A 22,808-nucleotide genomic window follows, 5' to 3' on the forward strand; every position below is an offset into this window, starting at 1 on the left:
CCAAAATTACTCAGTCTTAGGGTTTTTGGTTTAGCCTCAAAGCATATAGAATGTCGGGCTTTACAGCAATTTGTCTTGGTTCACAGTTGTTTTGGTTCACTAGAGGTTAAATCGGAATTAGTTATGTTAAAGCGGATGGTTTTGATGTTGTTGGGCGTTGCCTTGGTATTTGGCGGCATCTTCGGATACAAACTAGTTGAACGACATTTTATGGGTGAGTATTTTGCCAACTTTACGCCTCCGCCCAGAGTAGTGTCCGCTGAGTATGCCCGCGAAGAAACCTGGCAGCCCTATCTTTCAGCCATTGGCACCTTAAGTGCTGTCAATGGTGTTGATCTGAGCGGCGAAGTAGAGGGTAAGGTAAAAGCAATTCACTTTCAGTCGGGCCAGTTTGTGAAACAGGGGGAGTTACTGCTGGAAATTGATGATGAGGTGGAGCAGGCGAATTTAAAAAGTTTTCAGGCGCGTCTGAAATTAGCCCAATTAAACTTCCAGCGCGATGAAAAGCTTATTCAAAAACGACTGACTTCTCAGGAGCAGAGTGACCGCAGTCGTGCGGAGCTGGACGAAGTCTACGCTCTGGTTGAGCAAACCAAAGCGACTATTGCCAAGAAGAAAATCAGGGCGCCATTTTCCGGTAAGGTGGGCATTCGCAGGGTGAATTTGGGGCAGTATCTATCCAAGGGTGATGCCTTAACGACCTTGCAGGCGATGGATGCCTTTTATCTGGATTTTAGTTTACCCGAACAGGATTACACACAGATCTATCTGGACCAGGAGTTAATATTCTCTGTCGATGCCTATCCTGGAGAGACGTTTAAAGCCAGAGTCAAAGCGCTTAACGCCAAGGTCGATGCCAGCACCCGCAACATTCTGGTACGAGCCCAGTTTGATAATTCGCAAGGACTATTATTGCCGGGAATGTTTGCCGCCGTAAAATTGATGCTTAAGCAAAATGACAGGGTGGTAACACTACCGCAAACGGCGGTGACCTATTCCCTTTATGGCGAATCAGTATTCAAGGTGAATCAACAGGGAGCGGACGAAAAGGGTGCGCCACAATTGATCGCACAGCGTGTCAGTATCGTTAGTGGCGATGCCAGGGGCGATCGAGTTGCCATTAAGTCAGGGGTTGCGGCAGGTGATTTGATTGTGATTGACGGGCAGGTCAAACTGAAAAATGGTACTACGATTGCGCTTGCCAATAGTGAAGCTCTGAAGAGTCACAGCGCTATCCCTGAAACAGCCAACGGTGAAGCGTCTTATGAAGTTCACTGATCTGTTTATCAAAAGACCGGTACTCGCCACAGTTATTAACCTTTTTATTTTATTGCTGGGCATGAATGCCTTTGACCAGCTGAGTATTCGTCAATATCCCAAGATTGAAGAAGCGGTGGTGACAGTATCAACCGTCTATGTCGGTGCTAGTACGGATCTGGTGCAGGGCTTTATCACTACGCCGGTGCAGCAGGCGATTGCTGGTGCAGAGGGTATTGACTATATCACTTCCAGCAGTGTGAACAGCAGCTCCAGTGTTGTTGCACATATTAACCCTAGCTACGATTCTGACCAGGTGTTGACGGAAATTATGGCGAAGGTTGCAGAGGTTCGCGGTGAATTGCCAAAGGAGTCCGAAGACCCTGTTATTAAAAAGGGAACCAGCAGAGGTTCTGCCCTGATGTATATCAGGACTAATAGCGACTCAATGACGGATGAGCAGGTCACTGATTACTTGACCCGCGTAGTCGTACCAAAATTTGCGACTTTGGAAGGGGTCGCCAGTGCCGAGATTTTTGGTGCGCGTAAATTTGCCATGCGAATCTGGTTAGACCCATTGAAAATGGCGGCACATGATATCACTGCCGATGAACTGAATGCGGCCATCCAGCGTAATCACTTCCTTTCTACCGCAGGACAAACTAAAGGCGAATGGATCGCGACTCAAGTGAAAGCCAATACAGATCTGAGCACGGTGGCAGGATTTGAAAATATCGTCGTCATTCAGAAAGGCGATGTATTGGTGAAAGTGAAAGATATTGCAAAGGTTGAGCTCAGCGCAGAAAATTTTGATAGTGGTGTATTCTTTAATGGTAATCCTGCGGTCTTTATTGGTGTGTCGGCGACGCCCACCGCTAACCCGTTGGAGGTGAGTCAGCGAGTCAAAACATCTTTGGCCAAGCTGCAGTCGGAGCTGCCCAGGGGCACTGAAGTGGAAGTGATTTATGATTCCACCAAGTTTATTCAGTCATCCATCGACGAAGTGGCGAAAACGCTACTGGAAGCGGCATTAATTGTCATATTGGTGGTGTTTTTGTTCCTGGGTGAAATTCGTACCGTTGTGATTCCGGTGGTGGCGATTCCACTTTCGCTGGTCGGTACGATTTTCCTGATGTGGACGCTGGGCTACACTATTAACCTGCTTACCTTATTGGCGCTGGTATTAGCCATTGGTCTGGTGGTGGATGATGCCATTGTGGTGGTTGAGAATATTCACCGTCATATTGAAGAGGGGTTAGCGCCTCTGCAAGCGGCGATTCAGGGAGCACGGGAAATTGCCACGCCTGTCATTTCCATGACGCTAACCTTGGCCGCTGTGTATGCGCCCATAGGCTTTCTCACGGGTATCACCGGAACCTTGTTTAGCGAATTCGCTTTTTCATTGGCGGGAGCAGTTATCATTTCCGGTGTGGTGGCGTTGACCCTGTCCCCCATGATGTGTTCAAAACTCATGCGCGGCGGGACGGAGGAGAGTGCGCTGGCAAAGAAGTTGGATATTATTTTTGGTAAGTTAAAAAACAGCTATCTGGGGACTTTGCAGGGTACGCTGAACTATCGTCCTGTCGTGGTTGTGTTCGCCTTATTGGTGTTTGTCAGTATTCCCTTTTTGATGATGTTCGCACGTAGTGAACTGGCGCCTCAGGAAGATCAGGGGTCATTATTCCTGGCATCTAAATCGCCTAACTACGCCAACATCAATTACCTCAACCGGCATACTGAAAATTTTGATGCGATTTTTGAACAATTACCCGAGTTTGAAGTGTCGGTGAGAGTCAACCAGTCTGGTGCGCAAAATTCATCTTTTGGTGTGCTCGGGTTCACCCCTTGGAATGAACGGCAACGGACAGCCATGGAAATTCAACCTTTAGTGCAGGCTGAAGTGGATAAAATACCCGGCATAGATGTATTTATTTTCTCCCGAGAATCCTTACCTGGCGCGGGTGGCGGCGCACCAATCCAATTTGTGATTAATACCACCAGCGATTATCCTTCGCTAGCACAATTGGCGGATCAGATGGCGTTAGAAGCGCGGAAAAGCGGTCTTTTCATGTTTATTGATAGCGATCTGAAATTTTCCAAGCCGGAAGTCCGTATTTCCATTGACCGGGATAAAGCCGCTCAGATGGGGATCAGTATGGAGGCCATTGGCTCAGCGTTGTCAACCCTGCTTGGTGAGGGTTGGCTTAACCGTTTTTCGGTGGAGGGTCGAAGTTATAAAGTCATCCCACAGGCGGTTGCGGGTGCGAGGACAGATCCGTCCTGGCTGAATCATTATTATGTCAGAACGGTGAGTGGCGAACAGGTTACCCTAGGCACTGTAATCAGTATGCAAACAATCGCACAGCCAGTAAGCCTGAATCAGTTTCAACAGCTTAACTCCGTCAAACTAGAGGGCATGATGACACCGGGAGTGAGCATGGGTGATGCGTTGCAATTCCTCGAACGTAAATCACGGGAAATACTTCCGGAAGGGTTTTCAGTGGATTACGATGGTCAGTCTAGACAATTTATTACTGAAGGTAGCAAGCTTTATGTGACCTTTGCCCTGTCCCTGATCGCTATTTTTTTAGTGTTAGCGGCTCAGTTTGAGAGCTTTCGTGATCCACTGGTTATTCTCATCAGTGTGCCGTTGTCAATTTGTGGTGCGTTGATCCCCATTACGCTGGGTTTTGTGACGCTGAATATCTATAGTCAGATAGGCCTGATTACACTGATCGGGCTGATCAGCAAACACGGAATACTGATTGTTGAGTTTGCTAATCAATTACAGCGAGAAGGGATGTCACGCATCGATGCTATTAGTGAGTCGGCGGCAGTACGATTACGACCGGTACTAATGACCACCGCTGCGATGGTGTTAGGCGTGGTACCCTTGATTTTCGCCACAGGTGCGGGTGCTGTGAGCCGCCATAATATTGGTTTGGTCATTGCTACCGGTATGACTGTAGGCACCCTGTTTACCTTGTTTGTAGTGCCCGTCGTCTACAGTTATGTCGCCAAGGATCATCAAAACTCAGTTGCGATTCCAGCGGTTTCTCAATAGTGCTGTGTACCTTGAGTGCGCGCAGCACTTATGGGCAGCAATCTTTCAAGATTTGATGGCGCGATAGATAACGAGTAATAAAATTGCCCCTAAAACGGCTGTGGCAAAGCTGGCAAGATTAAAGCCGTCGACACCGCCGAAGCCGAAAAAGGAACCAATAAATCCACCGGTAAAAGCGCCCGCCACACCGATGATACTAGTGACGATAAAGCCACCGGCATCTTTGCCTGGCATAATCCACTTCGCTAGAATACCGGCGATTAAACCAAAAATAATCCAACTGAACAGTCCCATAATAAATCTCCTCTCAGGCTAAAAGACATTTGTTTGATGAGCGAAACCAGCCTAAAACAAATGGTGGCAGTTTGCCAGTTCTAAGATGGCACCTTGCTCTGAGGTTGATGATGGAAGAATGGATATCTAGCGGCTAAGGTCTTTAAAACCGGGTATGTAACCCACACTCGCGTGTTTCTTGCGCTTTGGTCGGGTCAAAATAGTCGGGTTCGTTGGGCAAGTCGTGCTTCGTCAAATACTCATTCATTTCCGCTTCCGACCAGTTTAATAAAGGCGCTACCTTGATAAAGCCCTCTTTGCTGCGAGTGACGATGTTTAGCGATTGGCGAAACTCCGTTTGATCCTTGCGAATACCGGTGATCCAAACTTCTGGTTTAAGCGTGTCCGTAGCACGTTTAAAGGGTTCCAGCTTTACCTGTTCGGTGAATTCTTCGTGTAGTGGGTCACCAACGTCGGGGATACCGCCCATCATGACATTAAGCCGTGCGGTAGTAATAAGCGGAGTGAAGACATCAATGTTAAGGTCTAACTCATTGATCATTTTGTTGGCGAAGCGATAGGTGGCAGAACTGTTGTAGCCAGTATCTATCCAGAGCACCTTCATGTTGTACTGAATGCGCGAAACCATGTGTAGCAGCACGGCCGAGTGGTCGCCAAAGGTGGTGGTGGTAATGGTGCGTCTGTTTAAATCAATCGCCCAGCGAATAATTTCCTGCGCAGATTTACCCGCAAGTTCGGTATTGATTTTGTCTAGGTCCAGGTCTGCTAACGTATTGTCCAAAGTGGTGGTTTGTTCTTGCACGCAATTATCCGTCGTCGATACAGGTGGTTTATCAAAGTGGCCTGCAAGTATAAGGGAAATCTTAATATTACGGCATCCCAGCTTAGGAATATTATGCTATTAGGATATTACGGCTTGGCTGCGCTATTGAGTTTGCACTATCTAATTCATCAGCAGTGATTCATCCGCCAGCACTTTAACCAAGCCATTAGCCAGCAACGTCAAATCGGCATCTTCAATAACAAATGGCGGCATCAGATAGACCAGTTTGCCGAATGGTCGAACCCAAATCCCTGCATTAACAAAGGCAGCAGTAATTTCCTGCATTTTAACTGGGCGCTGGGTTTCGATTACGCCAATACCGCCGAGCACACGCACATCTGCGACATGATCGTAAGCTAGCGTGGGTGCCAACAACTGTTTGAGTTGGTCTTCAATATGTTGCACCTGCTCCTGCCAAGGGCTGGCAAGCAACAAATTGATACTGGCGAGGGCGGCGCTACAGGCGAGGGGATTAGCCATAAAAGTTGGGCCATGCATAAAAACGCCGGGTTTTGCGTTACAGATGCCCTGGCTCACGCGGTCGGTGGTCAGGGTGGCGGCTAAGGTCATATAGCCACCCGTGAGCGCCTTGCCCAGACACATAATATCGGGTGTCACTGCGGCATGTTCGCAGGCAAATAGCTTGCCGGTACGACCAAAGTTAGTGGCAATTTCATCCAGAATTAAAAGCACATCATATTCGTCGCAGAGTTCGCGCGTACGTCTTAAGTAATGCGGTGAATAAAACCGCATTCCGCCAGCACCCTGTACGATGGGTTCCATAATAACGGCGGCAATTTCGCCATGATGTGATTGTAATAATTGTTGCATAGACTGAATATCGCCCTCATTCCAAGTTTCATCGAAGCGACATTGGGGCGCGTCAGCAAAAAATTGTGGTGTGAGAACATCCGTAAATAATTCGTGCATGCCGGTGACTGGATCACAGACGGACATGGCGGCGAATGTATCACCATGATAACCGGAGCGAATAGTTAACATTTTGTTTTTCTGAGGTTGCCCCTGAGCATGCCAATATTGAATTGCCATTTTCAGTGCTACCTCGACGGCGACCGAACCCGAATCGCTGAAAAATACTTGCTGTAGTACTGCAGGGGTTAATTCGACGAGCTTTTCCGCCAAGCGTATGGCCGGTTCGTGGCTGAGACCGCCGAACATGACATGAGCTGTCTTATCCAGTTGCTCACGAATTGCTTGGTTAAGTTGTGGGTGATTGTAGCCGTGAATCACCGACCACCAGGAAGACATGCCGTCAATGAGTTCTCGGCCATCTGCTAGCTTCAGCCTTACCCCCTGCGCCGACTCCACCAGATAAATCGGCGGCGACTGCATCATTGACGCATAGGGATGCCAAGTATGTTTCTGGTCGAGCTGAAGTAAATGATTGATGGTAACGTTATCCATAGAACACAGCTTATAGATTCGGAAAAATCGCATTCTATCCTGCCAACCAACGAAATAATACTCAGCGATTGTTTAGCCGGATGTGTTGTTGTCGGTTATTGGGTTAGAATGTGCCGTTGTCTCTTTTCTAAACGGGAGCACAAAAATGGGCTATAAAAAGGAGTCCGTATGAAACAGCTGTTTGGTTGGGGTAGTCATGTCGCCGCGCTGTTAGGTTTTTTGGTTTGTCTGGCCGCTGGAATATTGGGTTTGACGAACTGGGGTAGTGTTTTTGGTTACGATATAGATACCGTTTTTCTAGTGGGAGTCGCGGGGATGGTATTCGCCTGTTTGCTGCGGCTATACCATATGAACTGGCCCATGAGTCATAGCGGATAACTATTTTATTCGATGCGTTTTTCAAAACAACTACCACTCTCCGCCGCCAAGGAAAATTTACGTCGTCTGATAGCCATTCGAGCACTTGCGTTGCTGGTTTTGATGGCTGGGGTTTACTACGCTCATAGTTATCTGGGTGCGTCGTTACACTATCACCTGCTTGTGCTGATCATCAGTCTTATGCTGTTGGTGGCAGTGGTTAGCGTATTTCGACTCCGGTTACCCTGGCCGGTTACTGATGTAGAGTATTTTATTCAGCTAGCACTGGATGTGTTTGCCTTAACTTTATTGCTTTATTTCGCTGGGGGGTCGACGAACCCTTTTATTTCCTATTATCTGGTCTTGCTTACCATTTCTGCGGCGACATTACCTTGGCTTTATACTTGGTTGATCGCCGCCTCAACCATCGCTGCTTATAGCTTTCTGGTATTTTTTTATCAACCACTTACCGCTGCCACAAATGCGATGGTGATGGACCATACCCTGCAACGAGAAAGTTTTTTTAGTCTGCATATCTTAGGCATGTGGATTACTTTTGTCGCCAGCGCGCTCTTAATCACTTATTTTGTAGTGAAAATGGCACAGGCCATCCGCGAGCAGGATGATGTGCTGGTACGAAGCCGGGAATCAGCCTTACATGATGAACAGTTGCTGGCAGTGGCGACCCTGGCGGCAGGTGCGGCGCATGAGTTGAATACGCCACTGTCCACGATGGCGGTCGTTATCGACGACCTGCTACACGAGCAGGCAAATAATGCGGAGTTGCTGGAGGATTTGAAGATATTGGAGAGTCAGGTACAAGCCTGTACGCGGTCGTTGCAAAATATGCTGGAAAAATCCGCCGCCAGCACAAGCGAAACCGGTGAAAAGGTTGTGCTGGTGGACTATATCCAATCCATATTGGAGCGCTGGCAGTTGATGCGTCCGGATGTTTGCAGTCAGTTCCGTCTGGAGTCAAGCGGAGCCAGTCCTCATCTGCGTGTCGATGAGACAATGAATCAAGCCATTATCAACCTGCTCAACAACGCCGGTGACGCCAGCCCTGAGCATGTGGATATCGAGCTGTCCTGGGATGAGCAGAACATGCTCTTAACCATTCGCGATTACGGTGCCGGTATCCCTTTAGCGTTAGCAGATAAAATGGGTAAGCCTTTCGTGACTACCAAGCGCAAGGGCCTAGGTTTGGGGCTATTTTTATCCCATGCAACGGTAGCACGCTTTAATGGCCAGGTTGCGCTTTATAATCACGAGGAAGGTGGTACCTTGGCCGAACTCAGTATGCCGCTGGAACTTTGGAGTAAGTTTGAATAACCGAGTATTAGTGATTGATGATGACCCAGTGTTTACCCAGGTGCTTGCGCGTTCGTTGCGCAAGCGCGGCCTGGAAGTCGAGCAGTCGCATAACTCGCGGCAGGCTTTGCAGTTGGTCAGAGATTTTCAACCTGATCGAGTCACGCTGGACTTAAAGATGATCAATGAGTCGGGCTTACAGCTATTGCCGGAGCTGTTGAAACTCAATCCAGCGCTTAATATTGTCGTGCTGACTGGCTATTCCAGCATTGCCACCGCTGTACAGGCAATGAAGTTAGGCGCATCGAACTATCTGTGTAAACCAGCGAATGCTGAGGATATTTTGGCAGCGTTCAGCGCACAGGCAGCCGCGGATATCGATGTCGCCGACAATCCGGTTTCAGTCAATCGTTTGGAGTGGGAGCATATTCAAAAAGTGCTCGCTGAGAACGATGGCAATGTGTCCGCGACAGCGAGGGCGCTTGGTATGCACCGGCGGACATTACAGCGCAAACTGTCAAAGCGGCCAGTGCAGCGTTAGGATCTGATACGCCTAAGTTATCAGCAACTGGCATTCGTTACAGGATGCGATATTTGCAGGAATAGCGTATAAAATCCTGCTACGATATTACCCCTTATCCCAAAAGTAGCTAAATTTTACCGGACCTTTTCTATGAGTCGTTATTGGAGTTCGATTGTCAGCAAGCTAGAGCCTTATGTGCCCGGTGAGCAGCCCAAGGTGTCGAATTTAATCAAATTAAATACTAACGAAAATCCCTATGGGCCGGCGCCTAGTGTGTTGGCCGCTTTGTTAGGAGAAACTACAGACGCCCTGCGTCTTTATCCCGACCCTAACTCAGACGCTCTGAAGTGTGCCATTGCCGATAATTTCAATATACAAACCGAACAGGTATTTGTCGGTAACGGCTCCGACGAGGTTTTAGCGCATGTGTTTCAGGCGCTACTTAAGCACGAACTACCAATTTTATTTCCGGATATTACCTATAGCTTTTATCCGGTTTATTGTGGTCTGTACCAGGTTGAATACGCGACGGTGCCGCTCACCGATTCCTATATGATTAATCTGCAAGACTACGTGCAAGCAAATGGTGGCATTATTTTTCCAAACCCGAATGCTCCGACCGGGTGTGGCTTGCCATTGACGGCAATTACTGCACTATTGGAAAACAATACCGAGTCAGTGGTGGTGGTTGATGAGGCCTATATCGATTTCGGCGGAGAATCTGCCGTCAGCCTGATCAATCAATTTCCCAATTTGCTGGTGATTCAAACCCTGTCGAAATCACGCTCACTGGCGGGGTTGCGAGTTGGCTTTGCTATGGGTGACACAATGCTGATTGAAGCGCTGGAACGGGTAAAAAATAGCTTTAACTCCTACCCGCTGGATAGGCTAGCAATTGCAGGCTCAGTGGCGGCAATCCAGGATAAAGCCTACTTTGACGCCACCCGCAATAAAATAATAGCGACCCGCGACAAGCTGGCGAAAAATTTAACTGGCCTGGGTTTTGAGGTTTTACCCTCCCAAGCGAATTTTCTGTTTGTTCGTCATGCAGATCGAGACGCGGCAAGATTAAGTCAGGCCTTAAGGCAGGAATCTATCATTGTACGTCACTTCTCGCACCAGAGAATTAACCAGTTTCTGCGAATTACTATCGGCACGGAGAATGAGTGTGAACGGTTGGTGGAAGTGTTGGAGCAAGTACTTGGCTAATCAATTCTGGCCGTGAGTAGTGAGTATGGGGTGAGGCGGCCTATCTGTTTATCAGCTTTGTTCGATGCCTTGCCGTACCAGAAGAACTATGTTGATACCTTGCCAAATACGACATAACTTACCACCACAAAGAATATTCCACCACTAAATTGGGACCAGATAAAACAGACAATCCGACAGCGCGATGGGGATATTTTTGGTGATCATAAAAAGCTTTAAATCCTGCGTTGTGACCAGACAATTATCCACCATGGTAAAGTAGTGGCTGACATGATCATAGCCTTGGGTATCTCGCGCTACCAGTGCCGATAACCCGCCAGCGCCTAGCCAGCCTAAGTTAGTGCCCTTGGTCACCAAGCCGAAGTTATAGCGTTCGACATCCTGGTGTAGAGTTAAATCCGCGCCTTCTGTGACGGTGTTGGCAAAGGCCAATGCGGCTCCTTGGATGAGCTCGACTCGAATTGGGTGCTGGTAAAGGTCGAGCCCGGGATATTCGGAAATGGTCTGATCCAGCGCCTCCGAGAATAACGACGGGGTTATGGCGAAACGTTTAAAACCTTGGTAGGCCAAGGCATGGGCCTGTGGATCATGCGCGCCGCCGCATTCAATGGTGGTTACGGAGAAAGTTCCGTCGTCGTAGTCCATGAGCGCACCCAGTTTTAAATCGGTAATAATCAGGCGGTGAGTGAATAACGAGCTAATGGCAAAGTGTTTCGGGTTGAGCTCCGTGCAAATGGCGAAGGATGGGCCTGCACCGGAGGTGTTGTGAATATCGATCACGGCCTCCGGTTGCACACTGGTGATGCGATGCAGCAGGTCGGCGGCGACTACTCCTTCCTCATCATTATAGGGTGGTCTAAAACAGCGGTTGAGGTCGCGTTTACCTGGAATCATTCGGTGATGGAAGTACCCGGGAGGATGCTTGGCTGCGCTCACTGAGCCGATAAAACAATAGAGGTCGGTGACGGGTGTTTCGTTACTTAGTATCCATTGGTGCATTGCGTACAGGCCTGAGGGCTCGTTACCATGTAGCAGGGTGGTGACGACGCGGCAGCGGCTATTATCTTGTCCGGGAAAATAGATCCAGGTTGGGCCTTCCAGTTGCTCCAGAAATTGTTCGACAGTTGAACCGATCTCATCACTGCGAGGGGCTTCCCAGTAGCGAATGGGATAGGCGGTGCCGCTCATGGTCTGCACCATAGGTGGACTGGTTTACCGCTATCGGCCTGCTCCAGGTAGCTATTCAACATGGCGGGTAAAGCCTCGTTTCTAGTCATGCTTTTTTCAAAATGCTGTAGTGTTTGTAATTGCCAGCGTGCGCCAGTGATGCGCTTATTGAGGCGCTGCTGAATAATACCAAGCATTGATTCGATCTCATTAGGGCTGACCGCCAATTCTTGTAGCCCTTGTTTCGCCAAGGGTAACAGTTCTTGAATTAATTGCTGCGCCGATGATTCTTTCAGTCGATTGTTTTTATCTGGCCAGAGAATCATCGCATCAAGCCCTAGTTCTGCGGCACGGTAGAAATTAGTTTTGATACGACCAAATTCGATGAGTTTACTGTATTTGGCCATTTTATGGCTTAGGCCTTTCGTCAGACCAACTAAAAATGCGCCACTTGCCGCCATATCGATTGGGCTTGGGCCGCTCGGTAACACACGAAACTCAATACGCAGGTGGCCTCCAGCCGCCGGGTCATAAATGGCGCGATTCCAATGCCAGATGGTGCCATGATGCAGACGTAGTTCAAACAGTTCTGGGACCGCGTCGGGTGTAATATTGCTCTCGGTGGCGCATTCTGGCAGCAGTACGGCAAAATCATCGACTGATCGTTGAAAGAGTTCATAAGCACTGGCCTTGACCCAGTCGCTGCCTAATCCGGTACGGGCTACTCTGTGTTCTGCTTTCTCGTTGGTTTTTCGGGTTTCCACCGCCTGTTTGAACAGAGGAATGCGGGTTTCTTCCCAGAGTCGATGACCAAGAAATAGAGGGGAATTGGTGCTAATAGCTAACCCCAATGCAGTAGCCATTTGTGCCGCGTTATAACAATCGGCGAAGGCTTCGGGGTTAACGCGCAAATGAAGTTGGAAGGAGGTATTGGCGCCTTCAGCGTTGAGGTCGGTCAAGCCCATTAATAACGGCTCTTCGCCACCGATATCAATTTCGAAGGGCGCTTGGTGCAAGTCTTTGATGGCATCACTTAAAACACGATAACGCAGGAAGTCGCTCATGGCAGCGCGGCTGACATCCCGCTGGGTTAGGGTAGGTAATATACCTATAGACGCAGTACGGGTATTCAGTGGCGCGGCGATCTGGTTCAGCTGTGTTAACTTCTGAGTCATTTCTTCAGCAATGGTGCTGAAGGGTGAACCGGCCGCGGCGATAGGCGATAGATTAATTTCCAAGTTGTAGCGGTTGAGCTCCAGGGTTAGCTGTGGATCATCGGCGAGATCGATAATTTTAGCGTTAACCCAGCTGGAATTACCTTGCGGATCAATTAGAGAAAGTTCAAGTTCGGCGCCCAGAGAGGGTTTACCAACACCAAAGTTAGGCTGTGCAAGCAGTTGCGACAGTTGCTTGAGGTTTTGCTGCAGTCGAAGTGAGAACTTTTTGCGGTCTTCTGGGCTGTAGCTGCGCTGCTGAATGGATGATCCCATAGCGGTTTTCCAAGCGTTAGACAGGAGATGTTATACCCTAGCCCGCAAAGAAAATCACTTGGATTGTGCACTAGGAGAACAGCAGAATAAGGAGTTCACCAGAAATTTTTAAGCGTTTTACGACACATAAAAAAACACCCCTGAGTCAGGGGTGTTTTAGTTACTTCTCTGATTTAGCAGGCTGTTGTTCCTGCGCTTTGTTTTGCTCTTGCTTTTGTTCCTGATCTTTTTTTGGCTCAGTCGCTTGACCGCCACAACCACCACAGCAGCTCATAGTAGATTCCTATTAGTTGATTAGAAAGTGTAATTTAGTGCCAAAGGGTAACCTATTACGAGATTAAACTATTTGACTGAGATCACTAATATTTCCATTTTTGTGCGAATGAATTTACTCGTCACAAATTGCTTTTTTGAGGTAATAGCAAGCGCTCGAATTCGGTAGCGCTTATAGGTTCGCTAAAATAAAAGCCTTGTCCTTCATTACACCCCGATTCCGACATAAACTGATACTGCTGTTTGGTCTCAATTCCCTCCGCAATCACCTGCATTTGCAGGCTTTTACCCAGTGCAATAATTGAGCGTGAAATCGCTGCGTCGTTGGTATCATCGGGTATACCCATGACAAATGATTTATCAATCTTGAGTTTGTTCAACGGCAATCGTTTTAGATAATTCAGCGAGGAGTAGCCAGTACCAAAATCGTCGATCGTTAATGAGATACCCAGTTGATTGAGTTCATCCAGGACGTCGATGGCTGTTTCGACCTGGCGCATCAGCGCACTTTCGGTAATTTCGAGCTCTAGATGGGTTGCTGACAAAGCGCTTTTTGCTAGTGTTTCGCGCACCGTCTCCGGGAAATGACTACGGTGGATTTGTACACCAGATACGTTAACCGCTACCGAGGGGATGTCATAACCTGCGTCTTGCCACTGCTTGAGCTGAAGGCAAGCTTGCTCCAATACCCATTTCCCGATGGGCACGATTAGGCCAGTATCTTCGGCAACCGGAATAAATTTACTGGGAGAAACATGGTTTAATTCCGGGCTATACCAGCGTAACAAGGCTTCCGCGCCAATCAGTCGGTTACTGCCGAGTTCATACTGGGGTTGATATTCGAGTCTTAGCTCGTTGCGCTCCATGGCTCGGCGCAACCCCGTTTCCAAATTCATACGCTCCGTAGTTGCCGATGACATTTCTTGCGTAAAGAGTTCGATTGCGTCACGTCCTTTTTGTTTCGCGCGATACATGGCAATGTCCGCGTGCCGCAACAGCGTTTCTGGATCATTGCTGGTGGAGGGGTAAAGGCTGATACCGATACAACAGGTAGTGATAATTTCATGGCCTTGCAACCGGAAGGGTTTGAGGATGGCGTCGTGAATATTCTGTGCTACCTGTTTGGCTGCATTATCGTCGTTGACGTCATTTAAGATGGCCACAAACTCATCTCCGCTGAGGCGTGCCGCCGTATCGCCTTTGCGTAAACGGTGCTCAATGCGCTCGGCAATTTGTTTGAGTAGCTCATCACCTAAGCCATGGCCAAGGGTATCGTTAATTTGTTTAAATCGATCGATATCGATAAACAACACGGCGAGATTGCCCTTACGACGATCACTGTTGGATATTGCTTGTTGTAGTCGATCATAGAGCAGGCTGCGGTTAGCAATGCCAGTGAGGGTGTCATGAGTTGCCTGGTAACGAAGCTCATCTGCGTAACTCACTTGCTCGGATACGTCATTGGAGATTCCCACGTAGTGGGTGAGTTGGCCTTTTTCATCGAATACGGGAGCGACATGGGTGTGGTTCCAAAACGAGCTGCCATCTTTGCGATAATTAAGCAAAACAGCATCGCCGCCAGCTTTGTTGCGAAGTGCATCTCTGATGCCGTTAAGTCCGGGCTGATCCAGATTATTATTGAATAGAAAACGTGGATTCTGGCCAAGCACTTCGTCCAGGCTATAGCCGCACATTGCACAAAATGCCGGATTCGCATAGATAATGGGGTTATCTTCCTGTCGTGAATCTGTGATGACGATACCGTTATTACAGGCTTCGACCGCACGATCCCTTAAGCGTAGGGTATCCTCCGCCAAGCGTTGTTTGGTCATGTCCCGCACGCAGACGATGGCGCCTTGGATTTTATTTTCGGTATCATAATGGGGGTAGTAATAGACCTCCATATGCCGCTTAGCGCCGTTTTTAATTTGAAACCAGGAATGGTAGACGACCGTTTCGCCGGCAAAGCAGCGTTCGTAGTGAGGTTTGGCAATCTGCTCGAAGTTGTCTTCTCCAAGTACCTCTCTGACGCTATGACCGATGATCTCTTCGCGTTTGAGGTGAAAGGTTTTCAGGTATGCATCGTTCACCATGGTATAAACGAAATCTCTGTTTACCGTTGAGATCAGGTCGTTGCTGGTCTCGATGATTTTAGCCGAAAGCAGAAGGGCTTGCTCGGCTTCCTTTTGTTCGCTGCGATCACGTATGGTGGCAATAAAGAGGCGGGATGAGGCTCCAATATGTCCGCCAAAAGAGACTTCAACCGGAATTTCTTTGCCCTCATGATTGATAACGCACATGGGGACAGCCTGCCATTCTTTTGCCTCAAGCTGTCCGCTGCTGAGATACGCATTCAGTTTTCTTTGATAATCATCTCGAGAGGGGTTTGCTAAGACATCGATGATTCGCATATTGGTAAGCACCGCCTCAGAGCGCCCAAACATCTTAACGGCCGCTTTATTGGCGAAACGTATTCTGTGTTCCTCATCCGCTGCGAGAATCGCATCGGTAGTGGTATTGAGAATTACCTTATTAAGATTGTGGCTCTCACGCAGCGCCTTACGCTCTCGATCCAGCGCATATATTTTTTCTTCCAGTCGTCGCGAGAGTAATTGCACATGACGTCGACTTAACTTGATAATATCTTTCGAAAGATGGTTTTTAGCGGTATTTCGACGGTTTGCTTGGTCATTAATAATATGCTGGATTTCCTGGTGAAAATTTTTATCATCCACGGAGGTTGTGATAAAACGAGAGGCGCCTAAGTCCAGGCCGAAATTTTTATCATCGGGGTGAGTATACACATCACTATAGAAAACGAAGCCTACCTGATTAAGTGCTGGATCGGATTTGATTTCAAGGCAGAGAGAGAAGGCATCACGATGCGGCATTTCAATACTGGAGATTATTAAATCTGGTTGCCAGGAATAGGTCAGCGCCAATGCGTCACTGTCGGTGCTACAGATTTTTATGTTGTGATCAGCTGTTTCGAGTAATGTAGATTGCAGAGACTTTGCCGCTCGGGGATCATCTACGATAAGAATTCTCATACGCTTAAGTCACCACAACTTTAAAAGCTATCACTACTAAAGATAGCATTGCTGAGATAGAGTACAAGCATCCTGTCCTTCGAAAGAAAATAAAATGCATTGGCGTTTGCCGCGTAGGATTTTGGCTCTCAAGAGAGTCGTTGGGCAACTTAGTGGTGGATCAGGATATTATCTTAGAACGTCTTTCTGAAAATTGATTGAGATCAGCTATATCTTTATATTTCTGCGATGCGAAATATGCTTCGAGAGCTTTCCTTTTAGAATCTGTCTGGTGAAAATTAATAATTAGAATCGTGTTTAGGGCTGAGTATGCATCCAATATTAATATCCATTCTGCTGTTGATTTGTAGTAATGTATTTATGACCTTTGCCTGGTATGCGCATCTTAAGGAGTTGAACAACAAGCCTTGGCTTATTGCCGCGTTGGTGAGCTGGGGAATCGCGTTGCTGGAATATTTGTTTCAGGTTCCGGCGAATCGCATTGGCTATACAGTGCTTAATGTTGGACAGCTCAAAATCATGCAGGAAGTCATAACCCTGAGTATCTTCGTCCCCTTCTCAGTGATGTATCTGAAGGAGCCGCTTAAACTGGATTATCTGTGGGCGGCTTTGTGCATGGTTGGCGCTGCCTACTTTATGTTTAGAAGCAAGTTGGTGTAGAGCCCTGCTACGGAGATCTAATTCCCTGCAACTAGCGGCAAAACGCTGGTTCGATTTTAGTTCAGCAAATTAGTCTTGATAGTGATTGGAAGGGGTAACCGTGCTGTCACCCCCTGTGAAGATAACGCAATTAGCCTGGACGACCATCGGCGCGCGTAGTTACCAGCATTGGTGCATAATAGAAACAATAGATGCCATAGCCGAGAATCCATAGTAGGCCAGCCGTACCTACGGCCCAGCCGGAAGTTTCGGGAAACCAGCCGGGTAATATGACTCTGATTAACGCTCCACTTAGTACGAGGATATAGGCGAGCGAAATTAATGCTGGTGGCTTCAACGGCCTGCCGGTATGGCCGAGGGTAACGCGGGAAATCATGGCGAGAATCATGCCGCCCATAGCGCCAGCGGTAAAACAATGCAGAGCTGCGCTTAAATTTCCCATATATCCGGCACCGTACAAAGCCAACGCGATAAAGCCCAAAGGAATAAAAGCGTAGGCTAGATGTAATGACCATAGCAATGGAATACTGGCGCAGTGTTGTCCGCCCCAGCGCATAAAGCGCCAACCGTTGGTGATTGCGGCAACCGTGCTAAGCACAACTAACAGTGCTGCCGGAACTCGGGTGAAGCCGATAAAAGCGACGGAGACAAGTAGAATCGTGCTGGTGATGCTGCTGATTTCCAGCCATTTCAGAGGAGCCTTTCTTTCCACACCTGCGCCATTAGCGGTGAAAAAAGGAATGACTCTGCCGCCGAGAATAGAGATGATTAACACGAACATCATAATTGCGCCATGCAATGATGTCTGTGCAATCAAGGGTTGGTCGGTGACTACACCCCAATGGCTGACACCGTTCAGCAAGGCTAAAAGCACCAGAATTGGGACAAACATTAGATTACGCCATTGCCGTGCCCGGATGACGGGGTAAGCCATTGCTATAGCGGAAAGAACTAGGAATGTCAGGTCGCCGATCATAATAAGCCAGAAGGGTAAACCGGCGCCAAAGGCTAGTAGTACTCGGCCGAGCAGCCAGGCAGCAGCCAGCACAATCAACGGCTTTCCTCTGATGCCCAGAACCCCAGTCCAGGTTTGCACGGCGGTCAGTAAAAAACCAACGACAATGGCGACGCCAAAACCGAACAGCATTTCATGACCGTGCCACCAAATGGGGCCGCCGTAGGGCTGCCAGTCGGATGGGTTTAGCCAAAAATACGACCACCAGGCAATAACGATGATCGAAAAAAGCGTGCCGCCGAGAAATAAAGGGCGAAACGCTAAACGAAAAAGAGGGAAGATAGCGAGTGCTATACGATTGTCATCAATGTTCAACGACATGAGTAAATCCTACTAATTAAAAGCGCTCATTGTGCAGGATATTGCTATCGGGTAACAGGGGTGGTTTTATCGAATTGAGTGAAATCGCCTAAATTTTGATGAGGCTCAAGGATTATTCTACAATTTTTATCCACCGGCCAGGCTCTGGTTCACCCCTGGGATAATCTCCGTTTAACAAACGTAACTGCTGCTCGGCATACTTTTCAATTTTACTATTCTGCGCTAAAGAGGCGTAGCTGGTGGCTGCGGTGGCGCGAATATATTTGATTTTCATGCCAGCCGCGAGTTTGAATTCGTCCGGGTTCATTGGCCGAAAGCTCTTGATGGAGGCGAGGAAGAATGGGTCAAAATTTAATTTAGTCTTAGCCATGCGATTAACGCCGCTAAAATAAAATGCTTGGTCCTTATGAAAGATTACTGCAACTCTGACCGGGCCGCGTTTTTCGGTGGCGGCGACAGTGCCCGTGTAACCGCGCAGTCCATATTGTTCGAGAACCTCGCCCTCTTTAAGGTTGTCTATTTTTAAGCGAGTTTTGATAAAAGATTCTGGTGTCAAGGCACCAAGATCTCCTTGCACCTGCATTTGTAGAAAAGCTGTCTGATTGGTCGGGTAAGCGACCAACGAATTAGGTGAATTTTGTAACTTCCAATTACTTGGAAAGGCGAGAGAAAAGTTCATGGGTTTGTGATAAAAACGACTGCCACGTCTGATTCCCTGGTTGTCGCTTTCACCGAACTCAATACCCTCAATATGTTCTCTGAAAGTGCCGGTAAAGGTTTGTTTTTGAGTCTCGGCCAACTTGCCAGCTTTGCCGACTACCTCCTGGAGACGAGTGTCGTTACGTGGATGGGATGCAAAAAGCCCATGATAACTCTGCACTTTGCCACCCTCTTCGCGCACTCTATATTTTGCGAACTGTTCCTGATCCTTGAGAATACTAATCACCTCTACCATTGCCTGCGGATCGTATCCGCTTTTGTATAGATACTCTGCGCCAAGACTATCCGCTTCAAGTTCGTGATCGCGACCATAGCCACTGACTAAGGCCGCGCCAGCAACATTGGAAAGATCACCAATGGCGCTGCTGCCTGTGCCGACAGCTAACACTGTCGATACGATGCTGGCCGCTGTGCCGGCACTATGCTGTCTTACCGAATGACGTGCGGTGACGTGCCCGATCTCGTGGCCGAGCACTGCGGCTAGTTGCGCTTCTGAGTTTAGGTAGGTTAAGAGGCCACGATTAATATAGATGAAACCACCGGGTAGGGCGAAGGCGTTAATGTCTGGGCTGTCGATCACTGTGAAGCTGTAATTAAGTCCGCTACGATGGCTGTTAGCGGCTAATTTCTGACCGACTGAATTGACGTAAGCGGTGATTTCAGGATCATTGTAAATCGGCATTTTTTTAAGGAGTTCCTCATGATTTTCCTTGCCGATTTCGATTTCTTTTTTTTCTGACATGAGGACGGTATTTAAACCGCCGGTCGCGGGGTTGACGGCACAGCCAAACATCGTCATAACAGTCGAAATAAGGCAGGTGAGGGCGAATGCTGTTCTCAAGTTAGCCATTATCAAGGTGCTCCTTTGCAAGGATGGTTTTTTGATCCTGTGGTAAGCCGTTGGTTCCAATGCAGCGCGCAGAGATATTAAGGATTTAATCAGAGATTGCCTCGTTAATTTTAGTGGTACGTGCGGCACTGAATAGTTCATTAGATCCGGCGCCGCAGGAGATGATAGTACGCATTGCAGAATCCACTTTAATATTGGGTAAAAGCTCCACCAGATCAGGCGCGACATGGTAAATCATTCCTGAAGTTGGGTTCGGGCCGGTGGGAATAAAAATAGAAAAGGTTCCGTCGGTATGCTGGCTGGTAACTAAAGCGGTAACGCTGGTTTCTATCGCTTTGCCAAATAACCTAACACGGGCAACTTGCCCGCTTTTAAAAGGTGAGTCGTCATTGTCGCCAAAGAATTGATTGATGATTTCTTTGATCATTCGGTAACCGGGGGCGAGTTTCGCAAGATAACTGTCAAAACGGTCATGAGCCCATTTGCCGACGCCGGTGCTGATAATAGTGCCGAGAACAAAACACAGTAGGATAATTATCAGGACGGCCAGCAAGTCTGCCGCTAAATGAGGCATACCGTAGGATTTAATCAATAGATCCGATAATGGGGTGAGTAACTCAGTAACCAGATCGAAAATCCATCGGAAAAAAAATACGAGAATGGCGATGGGGAGTATAACAAGCACGCCGCCGATTAGTGACCGTTTGATAAATGCCTTTATTTTGGGCATGAGTTTCACCTTGTAGCAAGAAAAAAGGGTGGGATGATATTGCTGTTTGCAACAGTTAGTTAGCTGTTTTTCACAGCCTAATCTAAACCTATCTATTTTTCGCTGCAAGTCATGGGATTGATTGTAGGCGCCAACTTATGGTTGATGTAGCGATTCACCGCCATCTTACTTCGCTGTGTGATTTTGAGAAATTTAAAACCGATATAGTATTTGTTCTGGGATTGCCGGCGCACATAGATCGCACGACAATGGGCGTTAACTGTGACCTGTGCTACGGCTTTGCCCGGCAAGCTAAACTTCAAATCCACTTCAACGGGTTCATGTATATGCAGGCCTTTGCTGTTAACAAGGATTTTCTGAAAGTCATCTCGGCTAGCTTCCAGCATGAGGCCAGTAATGGAAATATTGTCCATCCAAATTTCCAATTGAGGGCCACCGCTTATCTTGAGCTGGGTGGGAATCCGTGCTTTAACGCGGGGATCTATTCTGCTATCACTTGGCACTAAGGTTTCTCGTCAGGTGCTATCCGATATAAATACCTGAAAAGTATAGCACTGGATATAAATTCTGCTTTACGAGTGGCAGAGACGATGAGTTAACCCTTGCTATCGCATTGCTCCGGTGCCGACACAAATGGGCATTCTGAGCCATTCTTTGGGTGAAACAGGACATTCATTGAAAAATCTCTGATGGGTACGTCGGCAACCTTAGAGTAACCAAGAGACTCAAAAAAAGCTTTTGATTGAGTGTCGCTGGTGTCGATGCTAAGACCTTGGAAAAGATTATCCTGCTCACATTCCCGGTGTACGGCTTCCACCAGCGCGTGGCCATAACCTCGATGTTGATGGTTAGGGTGTAAGGCAATGAGTGATATCCAATAATGGTCTATCTGTTCTAATGCGTGATGAAGCCTTTCGTAGTAGTCGCGCAGTTGTTCCGTATAATAAATGCCAGCAATGGAATACATGCGCAGGCGCCAGCGCCAATTTGAGGTAAAATTTCTAGGGTCATCGGCGCGGCTTACCATGACGGCGCCAACTAACTGATCTTTGATAGCAATGGCCAGTGATAGATTTGAGCCACTGTAATGCGCCATGAGTTGCTCGCGGATAAAGCCTCTGAGTCGCTGCTCGTAACCGCGTCGCTTGGCGTTGAGCATATAGCGTAAAAAAATATTTTCGCGATAGGCGTGAAAAAATATTGATTGGGCCTGTGTTGTATTTGATTTTCCAATTCTCACGACACGTACAGCTGGTAAATCATCAAGCGGCATAAGCATTCCCCCGATTTTTGTATGACAGGCATTAAACCTGAAGACATTCAATTGATCAATATCAATTGAATGTCACGGTTGAATTTCAAGGTTCGAAGGTTGACTATTGAAAGGGGTTGGCATATAGAAAGAAAGTAAGTTGCTAGGCTCATAAAGAGTAATTGACCACCATAGTGCACGGAAGGAAAAAAATGATGAAAAAAATAATTTTAGTAATTCTTGTTATTGTTGCATTGATTGCCATCGCTGCCGGTATAGTCGCGTCACAGTCGGGCACAATTATTCGACATGCAGTGGAGGAGTTTGGACCGGAAATCACCGGAACCAAAGTGGTATTAAGCGACGTTAATGTATCGATCCTTTCGGGATCGGCGAGTATTAAGAACTTAGTGATTGGTAATCCGCAAGGATTTAAGTCTGAAAGTGCTGTTAAAGTTGGTGAGGTGGCGATCCTGTTGGATGTTAAAAGCCTTTTTTCCGATAAAATTTCGATTCGCAAAATATTGGTTGAAGGCGCTGAACTAACCTATGAGTTAGGAAAAAACGGATCAAACATTAGCGCACTGCAGCGCAATATTGAAGAGCGTACGGCGGCATTAGCGGGGAGCAGCAGTAGTTCTTTCGAAACTGAGGATACTTCAAATACTAAACTGATGATTGATGATGTTTTTATCAATGGCACCAAAGTTAATCTGGTCGCCAGTTTGTTGGGTGGAAAGGGGACAAGCGCGAGCATACCAAATATTCATTTAGAAGATATTGGTAAAGACGGCGATGGTGCCTCTCCGGCAGATGCGGCGAAAAAAGTATTTGGTGCGATTACCAAAAATGTGGCTGGTGCGGTAAGTAAAATAGTTCCTACTGATCAAATTAAAGAAACAGTCGATAAAGCGGTTGAAGAGAAAATTAAGGGAGCTGGCGACAAGCTAAGGGGATTGTTTGATAAAAAGAAATAAGGCGAGACAAAGAAATCTTCTGAGGGACAAAATTAGCCAG

19 protein-coding genes are annotated in these 22,808 nt (G+C 47.6%); 8 read left to right on the forward strand and 11 right to left on the reverse strand.

What is annotated here, in order from left to right; genetic code table 11:
- Nucleotides 1–123: 123 nt before the first annotated feature.
- A complete protein-coding gene (locus H6995_03570; protein ID MCP5214071.1) occupies nucleotides 124–1,278 on the forward strand; it encodes an efflux RND transporter periplasmic adaptor subunit in 1,155 nt (384 codons plus the stop codon).
- The gene (locus H6995_03575) at nucleotides 1,265–4,321 is read left to right on the forward strand and encodes an efflux RND transporter permease subunit (GenBank protein ID MCP5214072.1); all 3,057 of its coding nucleotides are present in this window, start codon (nucleotides 1,265–1,267) and stop codon (nucleotides 4,319–4,321) included. The genes H6995_03570 and H6995_03575 overlap by 14 nt, the downstream gene beginning before the upstream one ends.
- Before the next feature lie 45 nt (nucleotides 4,322–4,366).
- Here the strand turns inward: H6995_03575 and H6995_03580 are convergent, their stop codons facing one another.
- The 3 genes from H6995_03580 to bioA all read right to left on the reverse strand — a co-directional run bounded on the left by H6995_03580 (nucleotide 4,367) and on the right by bioA (nucleotide 6,863).
- Complete coding sequence (locus tag H6995_03580; protein MCP5214073.1) at nucleotides 4,367–4,615, reverse strand: GlsB/YeaQ/YmgE family stress response membrane protein; 249 nt, start codon at nucleotides 4,613–4,615, stop codon at nucleotides 4,367–4,369.
- Between the two features lie 142 nt (nucleotides 4,616–4,757).
- Nucleotides 4,758–5,396, reverse strand: coding sequence for a phosphoadenosine phosphosulfate reductase family protein (locus H6995_03585; GenBank protein ID MCP5214074.1), 639 nt, complete (start codon nucleotides 5,394–5,396; stop codon nucleotides 4,758–4,760).
- 162 nt (nucleotides 5,397–5,558) lie between these two features.
- Nucleotides 5,559–6,863 carry an adenosylmethionine--8-amino-7-oxononanoate transaminase gene (gene bioA / locus H6995_03590; GenBank protein MCP5214075.1) on the reverse strand — a complete coding sequence of 435 codons (1,305 nt, stop codon included), beginning with the start codon at nucleotides 6,861–6,863 and terminating at the stop codon, nucleotides 5,559–5,561.
- Nucleotides 6,864–7,031: 168 nt separating this feature from the next.
- Between bioA and H6995_03595 the strand changes: the two genes are divergently transcribed.
- From H6995_03595 to H6995_03610, 4 genes are all read left to right on the forward strand, one after another.
- The gene (locus H6995_03595; protein ID MCP5214076.1) at nucleotides 7,032–7,241 is read left to right on the forward strand and encodes a hypothetical protein; all 210 of its coding nucleotides are present in this window, start codon (nucleotides 7,032–7,034) and stop codon (nucleotides 7,239–7,241) included.
- A gap of 12 nt (nucleotides 7,242–7,253) precedes the next feature.
- Nucleotides 7,254–8,552, forward strand: coding sequence for a sensor histidine kinase (locus tag H6995_03600; GenBank protein ID MCP5214077.1), 1,299 nt, complete (start codon nucleotides 7,254–7,256; stop codon nucleotides 8,550–8,552).
- A complete protein-coding gene (locus H6995_03605; protein ID MCP5214078.1) occupies nucleotides 8,464–9,072 on the forward strand; it encodes a response regulator in 609 nt (202 codons plus the stop codon). The genes H6995_03600 and H6995_03605 overlap by 89 nt, the downstream gene beginning before the upstream one ends.
- Nucleotides 9,073–9,204: 132 nt before the next feature.
- A complete protein-coding gene (locus H6995_03610) occupies nucleotides 9,205–10,263 on the forward strand; it encodes a histidinol-phosphate transaminase (GenBank protein MCP5214079.1) in 1,059 nt (352 codons plus the stop codon).
- A 144-nt stretch (nucleotides 10,264–10,407) separates the two neighbouring features.
- Here the strand turns inward: H6995_03610 and H6995_03615 are convergent, their stop codons facing one another.
- The 3 genes from H6995_03615 to H6995_03625 form a co-directional block, all read right to left on the reverse strand.
- Nucleotides 10,408–11,451, reverse strand: a complete 1,044-nt coding sequence (locus H6995_03615; protein ID MCP5214080.1) for a succinylglutamate desuccinylase/aspartoacylase family protein — start codon at nucleotides 11,449–11,451, stop codon at nucleotides 10,408–10,410.
- A complete protein-coding gene (locus H6995_03620) occupies nucleotides 11,448–12,920 on the reverse strand; it encodes a glutamate--cysteine ligase (GenBank protein ID MCP5214081.1) in 1,473 nt (490 codons plus the stop codon). Before H6995_03620 ends, H6995_03615 begins: the two co-directional genes overlap by 4 nt.
- Before the next feature lie 395 nt (nucleotides 12,921–13,315).
- Entirely contained in the window at nucleotides 13,316–16,243 is a 2,928-nt protein-coding gene (locus tag H6995_03625) for an EAL domain-containing protein (protein MCP5214082.1), read from the reverse strand.
- Between the two features lie 309 nt (nucleotides 16,244–16,552).
- On the opposite strand from H6995_03625, the gene H6995_03630 reads away from it, so the two are divergent.
- Nucleotides 16,553–16,903, forward strand: a complete 351-nt coding sequence (locus H6995_03630) for a DMT family protein (protein ID MCP5214083.1) — start codon at nucleotides 16,553–16,555, stop codon at nucleotides 16,901–16,903.
- A gap of 130 nt (nucleotides 16,904–17,033) precedes the next feature.
- Here H6995_03630 and H6995_03635 read toward each other — a convergent pair whose 3' ends face one another.
- The 5 genes from H6995_03635 to H6995_03655 form a co-directional block, all read right to left on the reverse strand.
- Nucleotides 17,034–18,239, reverse strand: coding sequence for an NnrS family protein (locus H6995_03635; GenBank protein MCP5214084.1), 1,206 nt, complete (start codon nucleotides 18,237–18,239; stop codon nucleotides 17,034–17,036).
- Between the two features lie 112 nt (nucleotides 18,240–18,351).
- Nucleotides 18,352–19,758, reverse strand: a complete 1,407-nt coding sequence (locus H6995_03640) for a M48 family metalloprotease (protein MCP5214085.1) — start codon at nucleotides 19,756–19,758, stop codon at nucleotides 18,352–18,354.
- Nucleotides 19,759–19,894: 136 nt separating this feature from the next.
- Nucleotides 19,895–20,539: a DUF502 domain-containing protein gene (locus tag H6995_03645; GenBank protein MCP5214086.1), complete on the reverse strand. Its 645-nt coding sequence runs from the start codon at nucleotides 20,537–20,539 to the stop codon at nucleotides 19,895–19,897.
- A gap of 92 nt (nucleotides 20,540–20,631) precedes the next feature.
- Nucleotides 20,632–21,042, reverse strand: coding sequence for a PilZ domain-containing protein (locus H6995_03650; GenBank protein MCP5214087.1), 411 nt, complete (start codon nucleotides 21,040–21,042; stop codon nucleotides 20,632–20,634).
- A 92-nt stretch (nucleotides 21,043–21,134) separates the two neighbouring features.
- Nucleotides 21,135–21,812 (reverse strand): GNAT family N-acetyltransferase, encoded by a 678-nt coding sequence (locus tag H6995_03655; protein MCP5214088.1) that lies wholly within the window; start codon nucleotides 21,810–21,812, stop codon nucleotides 21,135–21,137.
- A gap of 194 nt (nucleotides 21,813–22,006) precedes the next feature.
- Between H6995_03655 and H6995_03660 the strand changes: the two genes are divergently transcribed.
- Complete coding sequence (locus H6995_03660; protein MCP5214089.1) at nucleotides 22,007–22,768, forward strand: AsmA family protein; 762 nt, start codon at nucleotides 22,007–22,009, stop codon at nucleotides 22,766–22,768.
- The last annotated feature ends 40 nt before the right edge of the window (nucleotides 22,769–22,808 follow it).

This window comes from Pseudomonadales bacterium (assembly GCA_024234615.1).
Taxonomy (GTDB): domain Bacteria; phylum Pseudomonadota; class Gammaproteobacteria; order Pseudomonadales; family IMCC2047; genus JAJFKB01.